This is a genomic window from Myxococcales bacterium (genome assembly GCA_016712525.1).
Lineage (GTDB): Bacteria > Myxococcota_A > Polyangia > Polyangiales > Polyangiaceae > JAAFHV01.
In genome coordinates this window covers 1,974,507-1,991,946 of record JADJQX010000007.1, presented here as the reverse complement: position 1 = coordinate 1,991,946, position 17,440 = coordinate 1,974,507, and the positions used below count along the sequence as shown (strand labels likewise).

The window sequence follows — 17,440 nt, the reverse complement described above, 5'->3', positions numbered from 1 at the left end:
TTACTCGAGCGTGACGAGCTTGGCGTTGGCCTCGACGGTGGCGCCCTCGGCGACGTGCACCTCGGCCACGGTGGCCGTGTCCTTCGCCTTCACTTCGTTTTCCATCTTCATGGCCTCGAGCACGAGCAGGGCCTGCCCACGCTCGACGGTGTCGCCGGGCTTGACCATGACGCGCACCACGCGGCCGGGCATGGGCGCGCGCACGCCCTTGTCGTTGCCGCCCTTCTTGGACGACTTGGCGGCTTCGGCGGCGCGCTGGCGTTCGCTCTCGACGCGCACGTACGAGCGATGCCCGCTCGCGATGGCCCCGAGCTCGGGGGGAGAGCCCTCGCACGTGAGGTCGACGACGCGGCCGTCGACGCGGATCGAGAGCACGTTGTCGAGCTTCACCACGTCGACGTCGACCTTTTGGCCTTCGAGGAGGACCTCGAGCGAGCCGTTCGGGAGCTCGCGCACGTCGACCGTTCGGGTGGCGTCGGGGGCCGCAGGATCGAGGGAGACGTAGTACCGCATCGCTTTCGACGGGTTTTAGCCGCTCACCGCCCGAAAGTCATCGTCATACCTCGAAGGCGACCTCGTAGGGGCGGGGAGCCCCGCGGGGGTCGGAGCGGAAGTGCGCGTGCCCCGTGCGGCCCACGTCGAGGGAGAGCACCACAGTGTCCCCGGCCGCGCCCGGGTCGAGCAGCGTCTCGGCGAGCACGCGTCGGAGGCAGTTCGGCCCGGGGGGAACGAGCCCGTCGAGCCCCGCGATCCTCGCATGGAGGGCGCGCCTCTCGCCCTCGGATCGACGACGCCCCCCGCGCCCGATGTCCCTCGCCAACCGGAAGGCCCGCGCGGGTCTCGCGCGGCGGAGCGCCTCGGCGAGCCCGAGCGCGAGCAGCACCTCGGCGATCGAGGCGTGAGGCTCCGGGAGCTCGACCGCCTTCGCGCTCCTCGTCAGCACGAGCCGGCCCGACGCCTCGACCGTCAAGGCGAGGCCCGCGCGCGCCGCCTCGTCTTCGAGCTCGGTGAGTGTAAAATACACGTGCCTCGCCTCGCCTCCGTAGAAGCGTGTCCCCGGCGGTGGCAGCCACCCGTCCTTCACGAGCCGCCGCGGGACGTCCAAAAGGAGCCTCCCGAGCGCAGGCGCGCCCTCGGCCACCTGGAGGTCGAGCGAGAGGGACCCCGTGTCTCCGAGCGACGCCGCGAGCTCCGCGAGCAGCGCGACGCGCTCGTGCTCGTGGAGCCTCGCCTCGAGCACTCCTTCTCGGAGCGCCGCGTTCGGGAAGGGGCTCGCGAGCGGGGCTCCTCGGCTCGCGCGCGCGGGCGGGCGGGCGAGGCCGAGCTCGAGGGCCGCTCGCGCCACGAACGCGGCTATTTCGTCGCTCGAAGGAAGTCGCACGACTCGTCGGCGAGGCAGCCGTGGGTCTTCGGGTGGCTGAGCGGATAGAGGTCGCGCGCGCCCGTCGCGAGGTAGCGCACGAGCATGCCCGTCGCGTGCGTGGCGTGGTCGAACGCGCGGCACGGATCGCCGTTCGTCCACACGTGGTAGCCCGTCGGATCGCCGTAGATCGTCATCACGGAGAGGAGCGGTGTGCTCGCCGTGTAGGCGCCGTCGGTGCCGGTCGCGGGCGAGCCGAGGAGCCTCGGTGCCCACGCCGCCCCGAGCGAAGGCGTGTCGGTCGCGAGGCGGGTCGCGTCCCGCGCGAGGCGCAGAGGCGAGAGTGTCCTCGGGGCGTCTTGCAGATCCCGCCCCTCGGAGAGCCAGTCGGCGTCGACGAGCGCCCTCGCGCACTGGCTCGCCTTGGTGGGGGCGCCGCAGAGCGCCGAGGTCTTTCGGTTCGTCGTGCACGTCGGGCCGGCCTTCGTGCGGCCGAGCCGCGACACGCCCTCCATGACCCACGCTTCGCGGAGCACCGTGTCGGGGGTTTTGTTTCCGAGCTCCGCGTACAAGGTGCGAGGTGTCGCGTACTCGGCGTACTCGGGCCGCAGATCGGCGGCCTCGGGGGTCATGAAGGGCAGGGCACCCGAGGCGCGCGCGAACGCGTAGCCCGTCGCGGCGGGGACGAGCGGGTCGCCCACCGTGTTCATCTCGGCGACGCCTCGCGGGGGGATGCGCGCCCCCGTCGGGTCGAGCCGCGGAACACGCGCATAGAGCGGCGCGTAGCTCACGGGATCCCCCGGATCGAGCGCGGCCTGCGTGAGGGCCAAGAGCCTCCTCGCCTCCTTCGAGCCGCGCCGGAGGCCGAGCCCCTCTTGTGGCGCCACGAGGTCCGTGCCGACGGGGAAGAACGTCCCTCGGAACTGCTGGCATCCGGTGCCCTCGGGCAGCTCGGCGCGCGCCACGGCCGCCTCGCACGTCTTGCTCTCGTCGCCCACTTGGCGGGGCTTTTTGCGTGGCTTCTCCCACGTGGTGATGCGTCTCCCAGGGATCGCGTCGGGCCGGAGCGCGCACGTCCCGTAGCTCGTCACGGCGTCCGCGCCACCGGCCGTGTAGACCTGGATGTCGAGGCGATCGCCTACGTTCGTGGGCAGCGGGGTTCGGAACCTCCCGGCCCCGTCGACGCGCGCGCAGCGGACCTCTTTCGTGGAGACGTTCGTCACGACGACCGTGCTCTTCTCGGGGAGCTCGGCCTCGGAGAGGCACGCGATCTCGAGCTCGCGCGTCGTGATGAGATCGTTCACGAGGATGCGCACGGAGCGCTCGGCCTCCGAGCAGGACGTGTCGTCCTTGCGGTCTTTTCCCGGGAGCGCGAGCACGATCGGGCCGAGCACCTGCTGGAGGACCGGGTCGGGCGTGAGCGTCGAGCGTGTGGCCACGTCGACGAGCCCGCCGCCTCCGCTGATGGACGCCGTGGCCGAGATCTCGTGGTCCACGGCGCCGTGCACCATCGCCAAGATGCCGCCGAACGAGTTGCCCGCCGTGGTGAGGGGCGCGCTGCCGCCCACGTCGGGGGTGCCGTCGCCGTCGAAGTCTCCCGCGAGGTTCGGTCTCCCGTCGCCGTCGAAGTCTTGGTCCGAGAGGTTCTTCCCGTCGAAGCTCCTGAGGAGGCGGGTCGTCTGCACGAGGTCGACGACCGACTGCCGGATGTTGTCGCGCGAGTGGAAGATGTGCGCGCTCCAGATGTACCCGCCCGAGTCGCGCGTGCCGTCCTCGTCAAGGTCGTGGGCGCGCCCCGAGGCGACGCCGTTCACCCACGGCACGATGCACTGCTCGCGGAAGATCGCCTCGGCGAGCTGCTCCTGCCCCGGCGTGAGCACGAGGCCGTGCCCCGGCATGTCGATGCCGATCATGGCGAGGCCCTGCTTCGCGAACGAGCCCGCGCGGAGGAGGATCTCGGCGCCGTTCAGGGTCGTCCCGTGCGACCAGGTCGTCACCGGGAAGGGCTGGGCGCGCCCCGGCTTCGCCTTCGGGACCGACAGCCAGAAGTGCACGGTGTCGCGCCGGACGCGACCCTTGCCCGTCGTGTAGTCGAGCTCGAAGCGACCGTCGGGGTCCTCCCGTGCCGGGTCTTCACCGAGAAAATAGGGCGACTCGAACGTCCCCAGCACGAAGTGATCGACCTCTTTCAGGCTCTCGAGGAGGAGGTCGGCCTCGGGCCCGGAGAGCCCGAAGAACTCGTCGATGAACTGGCGGAACTGAGGGAGGAGGGCGTCGAGCTTGGCGATGTACGGCCTCTTGAGGGCGCCTTGGCACGAGGGCGACTTGCGCGCGAGGTCGCGGGTCTCGTCGGTCTGCTCCCGCGCGAGGCCCGCCGCCTCGAACGCGCGCGCCTTCACGGGGAAGTCGTTCGCGAGGTAGGCGAACGGCCCACGGCCATGGAGACCGTCCCGAAGGAGGCGAAGATCCTCGGTCTGGGGGCCGGTCGTGAACGTCCACGCGAAGGCGACGTGCTCGAAGCCCGTTCCGGCCAAATCACCATAGTAATTCGCACGTTGCGGATCACCCAGGGCCGCGCCGACCTTGGCCACGGAGCCGCGCTGGGCCACGTGGTGCACGGCCTCGAACGGCGAGCGCACGGGCCTCTTCTGCGTGTCGCGGAGGCGATCGGTGAGCACGACCGCGTACTCGTGCTTCTCGCGGAGAGGCACCACGGGCCGCAAGATGAGCGTGTCGGTCTCGCGCTCGTAGAAGGTGAGAAGCTCGTCGATCGTCCGGGTTTTGTCGGTGGTCGTGCGCTTCTGGGGCCAGGTGTTCGGGTGGTCGACGATGCCGTCGAAGTCCGTATCGAGCGCCGGATCGTACTGCCCGGGGAGGAGGCCTGCGCCCTCCTCGCGGGTCTCGAAGAGGAGCGCGCTCTCCGACCGGTGAGGGTCGTTCGGCCAGTAGAGATCGGGGTTGACGATCGTCGCCGGGAAGAGGCCGTTGCCCGTCTCGATCGGCACGGGGAGCCCGGTCTCGAGGTCGATCACGTAGAACGGATCGTTCGTCGGATCGAAGTCGTCGCCGACGGTGCGGGCGACGACGTCGTCGAGGTCGATCGCCGGCAGGCGCGCGTCGATGCCCGGGGGCTTCTCGAACGAGACCGAAATCGGCGCGAACGTGCCCCATCCCTCGAGCGAGCCGAACCCTCGCCGAGAGAGGGACTCGAACGTCGTCGGGGCGACGAGGCTCACGTTGATGCGGCGGCCGGTGCGGCTCGTCGGATCGGCGAACGTCGCGGTGTCGTTCGGGATGGGGATGTCGGGCAAGGGGCGCTTCGTGAGATCGAAGACGACCTTGGGCCCGTCCCCCGCGGGGGTCTTTCGGAGGCCGTCGGGGATGGTGTCCATCGCGCAGCCGGGCGCGAGCGTCGCCACCGAGAGCATGGTGACGAGGGCGAGGATCGAAGCGCGCATCGCAGGGCAGCGTAATGGATGGCGTGCGAAGCGCGAACGCCTTTCGGGCCTGGTCGCCCCGAGCGCGGCGCATGGCCGCCTCAGCGCGCCGGGGAGAGCCTCGCCAACGTGGCCTCGACGAGCGCACTGTCGGTCTCGGGGGTCGTGCCGAGGGTGAGCGCGGGCGGCAGCGTGACCCCGACTTTTCGGGCGAGGTAGCGGACGCACGCGAGCTCGGCCGACGACAGCCTCGCCGTCCGCTCGAACGCGAGGGCGGCGACCCGGTACGAGACCTCGAGCGCCCCTTCGTCGTCGCCCGACGCCCTCTCGACACGCACGTCGACGGCGACGGCGAGGTGCCTCACGATGCCACGCACGAGGGCCGCCCGCCTCCGCGCCGCACGCGCTTCGGGCCGCTGATGCAGGGAAAAGTGGCGGTTTCGTGAGTAGACGCCGGGCGCCACCGCCATCGCGACCGTGAGGGTCTCGGCGACGAGCGCGGCCTCCGGCATGGTGGGTCCCAAGACGCCCGCTCCTACGCGCCCGCCGCGGAGGGCCCGTCGCCCTGGGCCTCGAGCATGGCCGCCTGACGGTGCGTGCGGAGCGCCGTCACGAGCTCCTCGAGCTCACCCATCATCACGCGATCGAGCTTGTGGAGGGTGAGCTGGATGCGGTGGTCGCTTACGCGGTTCTGTGGGAAATTGTAGGTGCGAATCTTCTGGCTGCGTTCGCCGGTGCCGACCATGCCACGTCGCTCGGCGCTCACCGCGGCGTCGCGCTTCTCGCGCTCGATGTCGAGGAGTCGGCTCTTCAGCACCTTGAGGGCGCGTGCCTTGTTCTTGAGCTGCGAGCGCTCGTCCTGGCATTTGACGATGAGGCCCGACGGCTTGTGGAGGATCTGCACGGCGCTGTTGGTCGTGTTGACGCCCTGCCCACCGGGGCCACCGCTCGCGGCGATGCTGATCTCGAGGTCCTTGTCGTCGATCTGCACCTCGACGTCGTCGGCCTCGGGGAGCACCGCGACCGTGGCGGTCGACGTGTGGATGCGGCCCTGGGTCTCGGTCGCGGGCACACGCTGGACGCGGTGCACTCCGCCCTCGAAGCGCATGTCCGAGTACACGTCCTTGCCGGAGAGCATGAAGATGCACTCCTTGTAGCCGCCCGTGCTGCTCTCCGAGAGCGAGATGACCTCCATTTGCCACCCGCGCGTCTCGGCGTAGCGGGCGTACATGCGGAAGAGGTCCGCGGCGAAGAGGGCTGCTTCTTCGCCGCCCTCGCCGGAGCGAATCTCGACGATAGTGTTCTTCTTGTCGTCCGGATCCTGCGGCAGGAGGAGCACCTCGAGCTCGCGCTCGAGGGCCTTCTCTTCGGCCTCGAGCTCCGGGATCTCGAGCTCGGCGAGCTCACGCAAATCGGGGTCCGCGAGGGCCTCGCGATCCTCGACGAGCTTCCGCTTCACCTCTTGATAGCGGCCGAACGCGAGCGCGATCGGCTCGAGGTCGGCGCGCTCTCGGTTGAGCTTCGCGAGGCGCGTACGGTCGGCGAGCACGTCCGGCTGGCAGAGGAGCTCGTCCATGTCGCGGTAGCGCCGCGTGAGATCGGCCAATTTGTCGAGGGGGAGCATGACGGAGGCCGTGCGCTTAGCAGAGAACGCCGCTCAGGACGCGGGGTTTCGCAAGTGGTCCTGGGCGTAGAACTCTTCGTACGTCGCGAAGCGCACGTCGTCCGTCGTGGCCGGCGTCTCGCCCTTCTCGCGGAAGAGGGTCGCCTTGAGCGAGGCCAGCGCGATCTCGAGCTGGGCGTCGTCGGGCTCGATGGTGGTGATGCGCTGGACGAGGAAGCCCGGCACGAGCACGACGCGGAGCGGGCCCGTCGTGAAGTACCGCGCGAACACCCGCTGCATCTCGAAGGTCAGCGCCGCGAGCACGGGGACGAACGGCAATTTCACGAGGAAGAACAAGATGTTGTCGGCGATGGCGCTTCCCGTGTGGATCTTGGGCACGAACGAGCCGACGGCCGTGAAGACGATGACCGACACGATCGCCACCATCACGAGGAAGGTCGTGCCGCAGCGCGGGTGGAGCGTCGTCTTTTTGCGAGCGTTCTCGACGGTGAGATCCTCGCCGGCCTCGTAGGTGCTGATCGTCTTGTGCTCGGCCCCGTGGTACTGGAAGACGCGGCGAATGTCGGGGACGCGCCGAATGAGCAGCATGTAGCCGATCACGATCGTGAGCTTCATGACGCCGGTGATCGCCTGGAACTTGGGCGACGTGACCTCGAGGTCGAGGTGGAGGCCCTTGTTGAGCAGCGCGGCGACGAGCTGCGGGAGCGCGACCATGAAGAGCACCATCACGGCCAACATGAGGCCCGGGCCGCTCTTCTTCCCGGATCCGGTCTCGGCTTCGGGGGCAGGGGCCGGGGCAGGGTCGGCCTCCGGGTCGTTCGTCGCGAGGAAAAAGAGCGTGGCCCCGAGCGCCGTGAGCACCTGCGTGACCTTGGCGGCGGCCTTCGATGCGGCCGATTTTTCGGCGTTCTCGGCGTCGATCATGTCGGCTTCGGCGGCCTCGGCCGAGAAGCGGAGGGCCTCGCCGCCGAGCCGGAGGGACTCGACGAGCGACGCCACACCACGGACGAGCGGCAGACGGGCGACGCCGTTCTTCGGATCGGGGACGGCGCGCTCGCGCACGTGCAGGCTCCCGTCGCGTCGCCGCACCACGATCGCGAACGAGTGGGGCGCGCGCATCATGACGCCCTCGAGCACGGCTTGGCCGCCGATGTACGGGCGCGCGGGGGATCCGGACGGAGCGGTGACGGGAGAGCCGGAAGGCGAAGGTGTCGTCGAGGTCGGCATGAGCCCTCCCACTATATGTCGCAACAGGGGCGGCACGCGAACGCTTGGCGGCGCGCACGTCGCCATCGACGAACGGCGAACGCCCCACGCGCCCGCCTCCGTCGAGCCCCGGAGACGCCCCGACCCGAGTCTCTGTGGTTGCGCTTAAGTGGCTGGAAGTATGTGACATTTGTCCCTTCTTGCGGGTGGGCGAGAGCGTGCTCGGGCGGTGGACAAGGGCCCCGCTTCGCGCTACCGGGGCGAGATGCTCGGCCTCCGGCCCCTCCCTCGAACGCTCGAGGCCTGCCTACGCGACATCGTGAGCCCCCGCATGGAGGCCCGCGCCGAGGCGAGCGAAGAGCTCGGCCGTCACCTCTCGGGGGGCGTCGACGAGGCCGTCCGCGCTCGAGGTGTCGCGGCGCTCGAGAAGGCCCTCGGCGACACGCACCCCGCGGTACGGTCGCGCGCGGCCACGGCGCTCGCCGACGCGCAGGCGGTCACGGCGCTCCCGAAGCTGCTCGTCGCGGTCGAGGACGACGACGCGTTCGTTCGCCAAATGGCCCTCTCCGCCCTCGGAGAGCTCGGCGACCGCCGCGCCGCGGCCAAGCTCGAGAGGGCGCTCTCCGACACGCGCCCCGAGGTGCGGTACCAGGCCGTCATCGCGCTCGTTCGTGTCGCTCCCGAAGAGGCGGCTCGCGCGATCACTCGCGCCCTCGGCGACGACGATCCGGCGGTGCGGCACATCGCCCTCCGCCTCGCCGAGGACGACATCGAGCGCGGCCGAGAGCCGTCTCCCGAGCACCTCCGCGCGGCCGAGCGACTCCTCACCGACGAGCACCCCGACGTCTCGGTCGCCGCGGCCATCCTGCTCGCGCGCGCGCGCGGCGCATCGCTCCCCGAGAAGGCCCGCGCCGTGCTGATCGCCGTCGTTCGAGGCGACCTCCGTGGAAAGGTGGGCACCGAAGAGGAGCAGGGCGCCATCGAGGCCTGCGGCGAGGCCGCGCTCCGTGAGGCCATCCCCGCCCTCGAGACACGCGCGTACGGCCTCATGCGCCTCGTCCGCCAGACCTCCGAGGCCCACGCGAAGAGCGCGCTCGCCGCGCTCGGTCACGCACGCGCCACGTCCGACCTCCTCGCCGAGCTCGGCGCGTCGTCCCCCGAGGCCCGCGCGCGCGCCATCGTGGCCGTCGGTCGCGCGCGCCTCGAAGCGGCGAGAGGCAGGCTCACGGCCCTCGCGAACGAGCCGGCGACGCGCGATCTCGCCGAAGAGGCCCTGGCTCGGCTCGCCGACCGAGCGCGCCCCGAAGGTTCGTCCGAAGGGAAGGCGTAGGCGTGCGGGTCCTTCGGCTCCTCCTCACGGTCGAGGCCGTCGCGGTCGCCATCTGGCTCGGCGGCGTGGTCGTCGTGTCGGCCGTCGTCGCCCCGGCGGTCTTCGGCATGGTGCCCGCGCCCGCCTCGGCGGACGCCATGGTGGTCGTCTTCGAGCGCACCTCGCGCATCGCCATGACGGCGTCGGTCCTCGCCCTCTTGTGCGAGGTCGCGGCGTCGCGGCTCCGGCCCCAGGTTGGGCTCCACGATCTGGCCCGGGCGTCCGTGCTCGCGCTCATGGCGGCCTTTGCGATCGCCGAGGGTGCCGTCTTCACGCCCCGCATCGCCGACCTGCACCGGCAAGGCGCCATCCGCGGGGACGGCCCCCTTGGTGAACGTATGGAGAGCGCCCACACGGGCGCCGAGATCGCCGAAAAGGCGCAGTTTGCCCTAGGGATCGTCTTCTTCGGGCTCCTCGTCGCGCCCGCCCCGCCGCCGCCATCGCCCGCGGGCGCTCCGGTCGCGCCCGGCCCCGAGCCTGAAGGTCCGCCGCCCGAAGAGGACCCCTCGACCGAGCCGCCGCAGGGGGAGCCGCCGTCGACGGGTACCTGAGCGGGTTGGCACGGATCCCGCTTATAGAACCCCTCGAGGCGCCGCTCTCCAGGGGCCTCACCGCGATGCCCGGGTCCTCGGGGCGGCGCGGTCGGCGACCGAGGACGAATTCTCGCAGAAAACGGAGGCGATCGGGAGTTGACGGTACGGCGTTAGGAAACTGTCGCCCTGCCAACGACGCCATACCCGACCGCACCATGCAGGAGACGCCTCGCGTCAAGGGCATGCGGAGTTGACGAAGACGATTTCGACGAGTAGAACGCCGCCCGCCAGGAACCGTGAAGGGTTTCACGAGCTCAACGTCGAACGCCCCAGGCCCAGTCCCGGGGAAACCGTTCGGCCGGGGTTCTTGTTCCAGGTACTCCGGTTTTTCCGGTTGGGCGTTCGAGGAATGGGGAATGGCTTGCGGGTCACTCCCGCGAAGGCAGTAGGTAGGAGGCATAGAATGTTCAAGAAGATCATTGGGCTCGTGGGACTCGCGGGCATCGTTGCGGTGGGCGCGGGCGTGGGCTGTACGGTCACGACGACCGAAGTGACGAGCGACGGCGGCGGCACGTCGACGGAGGCTTCGTCCACGGCGACGACGCCGAAGCCGGACGGCGGCAACAAGGATGCGGCCCCGGCCACGTGCTACGACGAGGAGGCGGCTCTCGCCCTCCAGGGTGTCGCGCCGACGAAGGGCAGCGGCAAGTGCGGCGCCGGCAAGATCGCCGAGTTCAAGGCCGCGTGCCTCGGCGCCGGCTCGAACTGCCAGGCGTTCATCGACGCGAACAAGGACTGCTCGCGCTGCATCATCGGCGGCCTCCAGGGTGACGACCCCAAGACCACGCCGATCGGCGCGCTCATCCCGGTCTCGGAAGACAGCGTGTCGCCGAACACGGCGGCGTGCGCGGCGATCGTCATCGGCAAGCCCGAGTGCGCGGTCAAGCTCGCCGGCCAGGTCACCTGCGTGGCTTCGGCCTGCTCGACCTGCGAGGACGAGGCTTCGGACACCGAGTGCTCGAACACGGCCGCGGCCGGCATCTGCAAGAGCACGGTCGACGAGGCCTGCAACAAGGCCGTCAACGACGCGGCGTCGCAGTGGCAGGCCACCTGCCGTGGCGCGAACTTCGACGAGGGCTACGCCAAGGTCGCGGAGTTCTTCTGCGGCGGCGGCGGCGGCACGGACGCCGGCACCGACTGATCGAAGCCAAGGCCCAAGCCTCGCTTGGCCCTGCTAGGTCGCGGGCGCACCTCCCTCGGGGCGTGCGCCCGCTCCCTTTTTTGTCCCTTCTTGTCGCGCGTCCCTGCGCGACCCGGAATGTTTTCGAGTCGGCCCCGTTCCGCTATGAAAGGAAACGCCATGACCCTCCTCGTCCGCGCGATGCTCGTCGGCTCGTTCGTCTCCGTGCTCTCGGGCTGCAGCTCGTGCTCCAAAGAAGAGGCCCCGAAGCCCTCCGAGCCCGCGCCATCGGCCGAGCCGTCGAGTGTGTCTCTCGTCGGGCCGAAGATGAAGGCCCCCGCACTGAAGGGCGTGATGGCTGGGCACGACGGCGGCGCCATGAAATCGGGAAACTGAGGCCGTTCACGCTCCGCAAGGGCCGCTAAGCGATTGGCGGTCCTGTTCTTGCTTTGGTGGTTCCTCGTGGTCGTGCAGGGCACGACGAAGCCGGAAGGAGCACCCCACGACGGGGTGCTGGGCCGACCGGCGAGGAGGATCTGCCATGATGAAGAAGACTCTCGGGATCGCCGCGCTCCTCGGGGCGACGGCGTTGGGTATCGGTGTAGGTTGCACGGTCGCGCCCGCGGACCCTGCGGACGCCTCGGCGCCGGAGACGGGCCCCACGTCGACGGGCTCGGTCATCCGTGACTCGGGGTCCGACGTGAAAGCGCCGGCGACGTGCTACGACGAGGAGGCGGCGCTCGCCCTCCAAGGCGTGGCTCCGACGAAGGGCAGCGGCAAGTGCGGCGCGGGCAAGATCGCCGAGTTCAAGGCGGCGTGCCTCGGCGCCGGCTCGAACTGCCAGGCGTTCATCGACGCGAACAAGGACTGCTCGCGCTGCATCATCGGCGGACTCCAGGGCGACGACCCCAAGACCACGCCGATCGGCGCGCTCATCCCAGTCTCGGAGGACAGCGTGTCGCCGAACACGGCGGCATGCGCGGCGATCGTGATCGGCAAGCCCGAGTGCGCGGTGAAGCTCGCCGGCCAGGTGACGTGCGTGGCTTCGGCCTGCGCGACCTGCGAGGACGAGGCTTCGGACACCGACTGCTCGAACAAGGCGGCGGCGGGCATCTGCAAGAGCACGGTCGACGAGGCCTGCAACAAGGCCGTCAACGACGCGGCGTCGCAGTGGCAGGCCACCTGTCGTGGCGCGAACTTCGACGAGGGCTACGCCAAGGTCGCGGAGTTCTTCTGCGGCGCGGGCGGCGGCAGCGACGCGGGCACCGACTGACGCGAGCACGTCACCAGCGTCGTGCGAGGCGGGCACGCTCTTCGGGGCGTGCCCGTCGCCTCGTGCGCCGTCTGACACCCCGATCCCGTACCGAGGTCCCCGAACCTCGCCGCACGGAGCCGTTCTTGCTTGCGCTTTTTTCCCGACGTGACATGTCACGGCGCTTCGAGTGTGCGCACGACCGAGTGGCCGTGGCCGATTGGACGAAGAAGGAGTCGATATGAAGAAGGCACTTGGGATCGTCGCCCTCATGGGCATCGTGGGCATGGGATTCGGGATCGGCTGCACGGTCGAGAACGTCACCGCCGACGGCGGCACCGACGCTGCCACGGCCGACGCCACCGCTACCGCCACGGGCGACGCCGCCAAGCCCCGCACCGACGGCGGCGGCCCGGCGAGCTGCTACGACGAAGAAGGCGCGCTCGCGCTCTCCGGTGTGGCCCCCACGCGCGCCCCGGGCAAGTGCTCCGACGCGCTCATCACCGAGTTCGACCAGAAGTGCCTCGGCTCCGCGGCGAACGGCTGCGAGGCCTTCATCGACGCCAACAAAGACTGCTCGCGCTGCCTCATCGGCGCGCTCCAGGGCGACGACGAGAAGACCGTGCCCGTGCCCGCGCTGCTCTCGATCAGCGACGACGCCGTGGTCCCGAACACCGCCTCGTGCGCGGCGCTCGTCATCGGTCGCCCCGACTGCGCGCTGAAGCTCGCCATCCAGGAGACCTGCCTCGTGTCGGCCTGCGCCGTCTGCGAGGACGACGCGACCGACACCGCCTGCCGCAAAGAGGCCGAGGCCGGCATCTGCAAGACCGTGGTCGACGCGGCGTGCACGCAGGCCATCGAGTCGCGCGCGGCCGAGTGGCAAGCGCTCTGCTCGGGCGCCGACTTCGACGCCGTGTACCCGAAGGTCGCGCGTGTCATGTGCGGCGGCTCGCCCACCGACGCGGGCGGCGGCGGCTGATCGTCCCTCACGCTCGACGCACCGAGGCGCAGCTCCTTCGAGCGGCGCCTCGTTTTCTTTGTTTTTCCTTAATGATATCAGTGGATTGGGTCGGTGTGTCGGTGCCTGTCGGCGTCCGCGTGTGACGCGCCATGGCGGCGTCTTTCGGTCGCGCGGAACGCTCAAGGTTTGGTAAGCCGGAGCCTATGAGCGACGACGTGGCGAAGGACCTCGGCCTCACCCGTGTGCTGAACGACGACGGCACGGCCGACCCCGGGGCGGCGCCCATCTCGGCGGACGTGCTCCTGCGCGGCTACCGCGAGATGCGCCGGCTCCGCCTCATCGACGCGAAGATGATCCTCCTGCAGCGCCAGGGGCGCGTGGGCTTCTACGGCGCGTGCACGGGGCAAGAGGCCGTGCCCATCGCCGCGGGGCTCGTGCTCGCCGAGAGCGACTGGGTGTTCCCCGCGCTCCGCGAGCAGAGCGTGATGCTCGTGCGCGGCTTTCCGCTCACGCAGTTCATCGCGCAGGTCTTCGGCAACTCGGGCGACGTCCAGAAGGGGCGCCAGATGCCGAGCCACCACTCCGGGCGGAGCGTGAACCAGGTCTCGTGGTCGTCGTGCATCGGCCCTCAGGTGCCGCAGGCCGTGGGGACGGCGTGGGCCATGAAGCTCCGGAACGAGGCGAACAAGGCCGTCTCCATGGGCTTCCTCGGGGACGGCGCGACGAGCCAGCCCGACTTCCACAACGCGATGACGTTCGCGGGCCTCTACCGCGTGCCGGCGGTGATCGTGTGCCAGAATAACCACTGGTCGATCAGCGTGCCGACCCACAAACAGACCGCCGCGAAGACGATCGCTATCAAGGGGCGCGCGTACGGTGTGCCCTCGGTGCGTGTCGACGGGAACGATCTGCTCGCGATGGTGAACGTGCTCGGCGAGGCCGTGGCGCGCGCGCGTCGCGGCGAGGGCCCGACGTTCGTCGAGGCGCTCACGTACCGCATCGGCGCGCACTCCACGAGCGACGACCCCACGCGCTACCGCGACGAAGCCGAGGTCGAGGCGTGGCGAAAGAAGGACCCGCTCGACCGCCTGCGCAAGCACCTCGTCGTGCTCGGGCTCGTCGACGACGCGAGCGACGCGGCCCTCGAGGCCGAGCTCACCGCGCAGATCAACGCGGCCGTGAAGGAGGTCGAAGAGCTGCCGCCACCCGACCGAGAGACGCTCTTCGACGACGTCTACGCGGACCTCCCGTGGCACCTCCGGGAGCAGAAGGCCGAGCTCATGGCCTCGCCGAAGGCCCCCGCGCACGGTGGATGACGCGGCCGCCGAAACGTTGGTATGACCGTGCGGCCATCGTCCGGTCGAGCCTCGTCGGGCTCGCCGGTTGGCCCTAAGAACGCGACAAGAGGCTTGGAAATCATGGCGAAGAAAGAAGTCGATGCGGTGGTGATTGGTGGTGGCCCGGGCGGCTACGTCTGCGCCATTCGCCTGGGGCAGCTCAAGCAGAAGGTCATCTGCGTCGAGAAAGAAGAGGTCGGCGGCGTGTGCCTGAACTGGGGCTGCGTGCCCTCGAAGGCGCTCATCTCGGCCAGCCACACGTACGAAAAAGCCAAAGAATCCGCGCATATGGGCATCGCGATCGACGGCATCCGCCTCGACGTCGACAAGATGCAGGACTGGAAGGGCGGCATCGTCAAGAAGCTCACCGGCGGCATCCGGGGCCTCTTCCGCGGCAACGGCGTCGAGCTCGTGATGGGCACGGCCAAGGTGAAGAGCCCGACCACCGTCGAGGTGACCCTGCCCGACGGCACCGTCGACACGATCGTCGCGAAGCACATCGTGATCGCGACGGGCTCGTCGACCATCGAGATCCCCACCTTCAAGTTCGACGGCAAGAAGATCATCGGCGCGCGAGAGGCCGTGAGCCTCCGCGAGGTGCCGAAGCGCCTGCTCGTCATCGGCGGAGGGGTCATCGGCCTCGAGCTCGGCAGCGTCTACCAGAAGCTCGGCTCCGAGCTCACCGTGGTCGAGGCGACGCCCGCGCTGCTCCCTGGCGTCGACCCGGACGTGGTCCAGGTCGTCGAGAAGAAGCTCGTCAAACACGGCGCCAAGATCATGAAGAGCACGAAGGCGCTCGGCTACACGACCAACGCCGACGGCTCGCTCACCGTGAACGTCGACGTGGGCGGCAAGACCGAGTCCGTCGTGACCGACGTGGTCCTCGTCGCCGTGGGCATGCGCCCGAACGGCGCGGGCCTCGGCCTCGAGGAGATCGGCGTCAAGGTGGAGCGCGGCTTCGTCCCGTCCGACAAGGTCGGTCGCACCAATGTGCCCAGCATCTTTGCCATCGGCGACGTGTCGGGTGTCCCGATGCTCGCGCACAAGGCGAGCAAAGAGGGCGAGGTCGCCGCCGAGGTGATCGCGGGCCACAAGGCCGAGAAAGACTGGGTCGGCATCCCCGGCGCCATCTTCACCGACCCCGAGGTCGCCACCGTGGGCCTCACCGAGACGCAGGCCAAAGAGAAGGGCCTCAACGTGCGCATCGGGAAATTCCCCTTCGCCGCGCTCGGTCGCGCCATGGCCGTGAACGAGACCGAGGGCTTCTTCAAGGTCGTCTCCGACGCCGAGTCCCACAAGGTGCTCGGGGTGCACATCGTCGGCCCCTCGGCGACGGATCTCATCAGCGAAGGCGCGCTCGCCCTCGAGATGCACGCCTTCCTCGAGGACATCGGGCTCACCATCCACCCGCACCCGACGCTCGGCGAAGGCCTCATGGAAGCGAGCATGGCGGGCCTCGGTCACGCGATCCACGTCCTGAACCGCTGACACTCCCCACCATCGAAAGACGAAGGCCCCGGCGCTGTGCGCTCGGGGCCTTTTCGTGGGCGCTCGTCCCGCCGTGCGGGTAGGGAAACGGCTACCTACGGCCCTTGAAGCCCATCATGCCTTGCACGACGGACTCGCTCGCTTCGGCGATCTCGCTCTGCTCTCGCGCGCGATCGGCGCAGTCCTCGCAGAGCTTCTTGGTCTTGCCGTCGACCTTGACGGACACGAGGCTGTCGGCCTCCTCGCCGCACGCCTTGCAGACCGCCACGGTCAGCCCTCCTTCGAGGGGACGGGATCCATGGTGCTCGGAATGTCGGGCAAGGTCTCGCTCGGAGCGCGCATGCCCTGATCCCAACCCTGCACGATGGTCTCGAGAGAGTCTTTGACGAACTGATCGAAGTCGACGGGCCGCCGCTGCGCGGTGACGAGCGTGCGAAGGTCGGCGTCGAACGAGAACGTCGTGTCTTTGGCGCCGGGGACGAACGCGACGATCGCGAGCGCTTGACGGTCGAGACGGAACCTCAAGACGGACTCTCCGATGCGCAGCCAGACGTCGTCCCCCGTGACGCTGCCGGCGAGCGGGAGCGCGTGGGCCCGGCCGAGCTCGAGCACGTAGGTGACCTCGCTCCGCGCGCGACCGAACGCGATCTCGAGCGTGGTGCGAGCGTCGAGGGCGAGGGAGGGGGTGCCTTTGTCGCCGAGGAGCTTCGTGGCAAGGCGCTTTCGCCAATCGTCCATGGGGGGTTCCGCCGGTGTGAGGGGGCCACCTGGCCCGTGCCTTGGCCGAAGCATAGCAGCCCTTCGAGTGCCAACCGGTCACAAACGCGATCCCGAGGCGCTACAGGCCCCTTGGGGAAAGGGCCCGTCTTGCCGTAGCATCACGGTAGGCGCCGTGGCTTCGCCCCGCGAGGCTGCCGTCTCGACGCATCGAAAGGACCTCCGGCATGGGCATCTTCGACCGCATGGGCAAAGTCATCTCGAGCAACATGAACTCGTTGCTCGACAAGGCCGAGGACGACGAGAAGCTGCTCGAGCTCAACCTGGAGGACATGGCCGAGCAGCTGAAGCGCGGTCGCCAGGACGTCGTGAGCGCCGTGGCCGCCGAGAAGCAGCTCCGCAAGAAGTACGACGACCTCACCGCCGAGGTCGAGAAGTGGGACAAACGCGCGGAGCTCGCCATGAAGGGCGACGACGAGGCGCTCGCGCGCGAGGCGCTCAAGCAGAAGAAGCGCGTCACCGCCGAGGCCGAGACGGTCGATCGCGCTCGTGTCGAGCAACGCGACACGGCGCTCAAGATGAAGGCGGAGCTCGAGCGCATGGAAAAGAAGCTCGAAGAGCTCAAGCTGCGCAAAGGCTCCATCGCCGGAAAAGCGAAGCAGGCCCGCTCCGAGGAGCTCGGGGCGCGCGGTGGGTCGAGCGCCTTCCAGAGCTTCCGCGAGCTCGAGGACCGCATCGACGACCGCGCCGCTCAAGGCAGCGCGATGGCCGAGGTCGAAGAGGCGCTCGGGACCGGTCAGAAAGACGATCTCGAGGCCAAATTCCGGGACCTCGAGTACTCGCTCGACAAGGGCGGGAGCAAAGAGAAGGGCGGCGATCCCGAGCTCGACGCGGAGATCGCGGCCCTGAAGAAGCGCGTGAGGGTGTGAGGACCGCGATGCCGGTTCGCGAAGCCCCCGAGACCTCCCGTTGAGCC

17 protein-coding genes are annotated in these 17,440 nt (G+C 69.7%); 9 read left to right on the top strand and 8 right to left on the bottom strand.

What is annotated here, in order from left to right:
- From IPK71_25525 to IPK71_25500, 6 genes are all read right to left on the bottom strand, one after another.
- Positions 1 to 192, bottom strand: coding sequence for a biotin/lipoyl-binding protein (locus IPK71_25525; protein MBK8217100.1), 192 nt, complete (start codon positions 190 to 192; stop codon positions 1 to 3).
- A gap of 364 nt (positions 193 to 556) precedes the next feature.
- Positions 557 to 1,381 (bottom strand): hypothetical protein, encoded by an 825-nt coding sequence (locus tag IPK71_25520; protein MBK8217099.1) that lies wholly within the window; start codon positions 1,379 to 1,381, stop codon positions 557 to 559.
- Positions 1,354 to 4,818, bottom strand: a complete 3,465-nt coding sequence (locus IPK71_25515) for a hypothetical protein (GenBank protein ID MBK8217098.1) — start codon at positions 4,816 to 4,818, stop codon at positions 1,354 to 1,356. Before IPK71_25515 ends, IPK71_25520 begins: the two co-directional genes overlap by 28 nt.
- An 80-nt stretch (positions 4,819 to 4,898) precedes the next feature.
- A complete protein-coding gene (locus tag IPK71_25510; GenBank protein MBK8217097.1) occupies positions 4,899 to 5,321 on the bottom strand; it encodes a hypothetical protein in 423 nt (140 codons plus the stop codon).
- Positions 5,322 to 5,332: 11 nt separating this feature from the next.
- A complete protein-coding gene (gene prfA / locus IPK71_25505; protein ID MBK8217096.1) occupies positions 5,333 to 6,421 on the bottom strand; it encodes a peptide chain release factor 1 in 1,089 nt (362 codons plus the stop codon).
- A gap of 33 nt (positions 6,422 to 6,454) precedes the next feature.
- Complete coding sequence (locus IPK71_25500) at positions 6,455 to 7,648, bottom strand: DUF1385 domain-containing protein (protein MBK8217095.1); 1,194 nt, start codon at positions 7,646 to 7,648, stop codon at positions 6,455 to 6,457.
- 208 nt (positions 7,649 to 7,856) lie between these two features.
- Between IPK71_25500 and IPK71_25495 the strand changes: the two genes are divergently transcribed.
- The 8 genes from IPK71_25495 (at position 7,857) to lpdA (ending at position 15,747) form a co-directional block, all read left to right on the top strand.
- Entirely contained in the window at positions 7,857 to 8,957 is a 1,101-nt protein-coding gene (locus IPK71_25495) for a HEAT repeat domain-containing protein (protein MBK8217094.1), read from the top strand.
- Positions 8,958 to 8,959: 2 nt separating this feature from the next.
- On the top strand, positions 8,960 to 9,547 hold the full coding sequence (locus tag IPK71_25490; protein ID MBK8217093.1) for a DUF4149 domain-containing protein: 588 nt from the start codon (positions 8,960 to 8,962) through the stop codon (positions 9,545 to 9,547).
- A gap of 445 nt (positions 9,548 to 9,992) precedes the next feature.
- The gene (locus tag IPK71_25485) at positions 9,993 to 10,730 is read left to right on the top strand and encodes a hypothetical protein (GenBank protein ID MBK8217092.1); all 738 of its coding nucleotides are present in this window, start codon (positions 9,993 to 9,995) and stop codon (positions 10,728 to 10,730) included.
- A 159-nt stretch (positions 10,731 to 10,889) separates the two neighbouring features.
- The gene (locus IPK71_25480) at positions 10,890 to 11,105 is read left to right on the top strand and encodes a hypothetical protein (GenBank protein MBK8217091.1); all 216 of its coding nucleotides are present in this window, start codon (positions 10,890 to 10,892) and stop codon (positions 11,103 to 11,105) included.
- Between the two features lie 145 nt (positions 11,106 to 11,250).
- Positions 11,251 to 11,982, top strand: a complete 732-nt coding sequence (locus IPK71_25475) for a hypothetical protein (GenBank protein MBK8217090.1) — start codon at positions 11,251 to 11,253, stop codon at positions 11,980 to 11,982.
- A 220-nt stretch (positions 11,983 to 12,202) separates the two neighbouring features.
- Positions 12,203 to 12,940, top strand: coding sequence for a hypothetical protein (locus tag IPK71_25470; protein ID MBK8217089.1), 738 nt, complete (start codon positions 12,203 to 12,205; stop codon positions 12,938 to 12,940).
- 185 nt (positions 12,941 to 13,125) lie between these two features.
- On the top strand, positions 13,126 to 14,238 hold the full coding sequence (locus IPK71_25465) for a thiamine pyrophosphate-dependent dehydrogenase E1 component subunit alpha (GenBank protein ID MBK8217088.1): 1,113 nt from the start codon (positions 13,126 to 13,128) through the stop codon (positions 14,236 to 14,238).
- A gap of 102 nt (positions 14,239 to 14,340) precedes the next feature.
- The gene (gene lpdA / locus IPK71_25460; GenBank protein ID MBK8217087.1) at positions 14,341 to 15,747 is read left to right on the top strand and encodes a dihydrolipoyl dehydrogenase; all 1,407 of its coding nucleotides are present in this window, start codon (positions 14,341 to 14,343) and stop codon (positions 15,745 to 15,747) included.
- Between the two features lie 91 nt (positions 15,748 to 15,838).
- Here lpdA and IPK71_25455 read toward each other — a convergent pair whose 3' ends face one another.
- Both IPK71_25455 and IPK71_25450 read right to left on the bottom strand, forming a co-directional pair.
- The gene (locus IPK71_25455; protein MBK8217086.1) at positions 15,839 to 16,015 is read right to left on the bottom strand and encodes a hypothetical protein; all 177 of its coding nucleotides are present in this window, start codon (positions 16,013 to 16,015) and stop codon (positions 15,839 to 15,841) included.
- Positions 16,016 to 16,017: 2 nt separating this feature from the next.
- On the bottom strand, positions 16,018 to 16,485 hold the full coding sequence (locus IPK71_25450; protein MBK8217085.1) for a hypothetical protein: 468 nt from the start codon (positions 16,483 to 16,485) through the stop codon (positions 16,018 to 16,020).
- Between the two features lie 206 nt (positions 16,486 to 16,691).
- Between IPK71_25450 and IPK71_25445 the strand changes: the two genes are divergently transcribed.
- Positions 16,692 to 17,393 carry a PspA/IM30 family protein gene (locus tag IPK71_25445; protein MBK8217084.1) on the top strand — a complete coding sequence of 234 codons (702 nt, stop codon included), beginning with the start codon at positions 16,692 to 16,694 and terminating at the stop codon, positions 17,391 to 17,393.
- Positions 17,394 to 17,440: the final 47 nt, after the last annotated feature.

What these genes read in the sequence shown, in the direction of transcription:
- IPK71_25525 (MBK8217100.1), bottom strand. Translation starts at nt 192, where the DNA reads ATGCCCGGCCGCGTGGTGCGCGTCATGGTCAAGCCCGGCGACACCGTC.
- IPK71_25515 (MBK8217098.1), bottom strand. Translation starts at nt 4,818, where the DNA reads ATGCGCGCTTCGATCCTCGCCCTCGTCACCATGCTCTCGGTGGCGACG.
- prfA (MBK8217096.1), bottom strand. Translation starts at nt 6,421, where the DNA reads ATGCTCCCCCTCGACAAATTGGCCGATCTCACGCGGCGCTACCGCGAC.
- IPK71_25500 (MBK8217095.1), bottom strand. Translation starts at nt 7,648, where the DNA reads ATGCCGACCTCGACGACACCTTCGCCTTCCGGCTCTCCCGTCACCGCT.
- IPK71_25485 (MBK8217092.1), top strand. Translation starts at nt 9,993, where the DNA reads ATGTTCAAGAAGATCATTGGGCTCGTGGGACTCGCGGGCATCGTTGCG.
- IPK71_25480 (MBK8217091.1), top strand. Translation starts at nt 10,890, where the DNA reads ATGACCCTCCTCGTCCGCGCGATGCTCGTCGGCTCGTTCGTCTCCGTG.
- IPK71_25475 (MBK8217090.1), top strand. Translation starts at nt 11,251, where the DNA reads ATGATGAAGAAGACTCTCGGGATCGCCGCGCTCCTCGGGGCGACGGCG.
- IPK71_25470 (MBK8217089.1), top strand. Translation starts at nt 12,203, where the DNA reads ATGAAGAAGGCACTTGGGATCGTCGCCCTCATGGGCATCGTGGGCATG.
- IPK71_25465 (MBK8217088.1), top strand. Translation starts at nt 13,126, where the DNA reads ATGAGCGACGACGTGGCGAAGGACCTCGGCCTCACCCGTGTGCTGAAC.
- lpdA (MBK8217087.1), top strand. Translation starts at nt 14,341, where the DNA reads ATGGCGAAGAAAGAAGTCGATGCGGTGGTGATTGGTGGTGGCCCGGGC.
- IPK71_25450 (MBK8217085.1), bottom strand. Translation starts at nt 16,485, where the DNA reads ATGGACGATTGGCGAAAGCGCCTTGCCACGAAGCTCCTCGGCGACAAA.
- IPK71_25445 (MBK8217084.1), top strand. Translation starts at nt 16,692, where the DNA reads ATGGGCATCTTCGACCGCATGGGCAAAGTCATCTCGAGCAACATGAAC.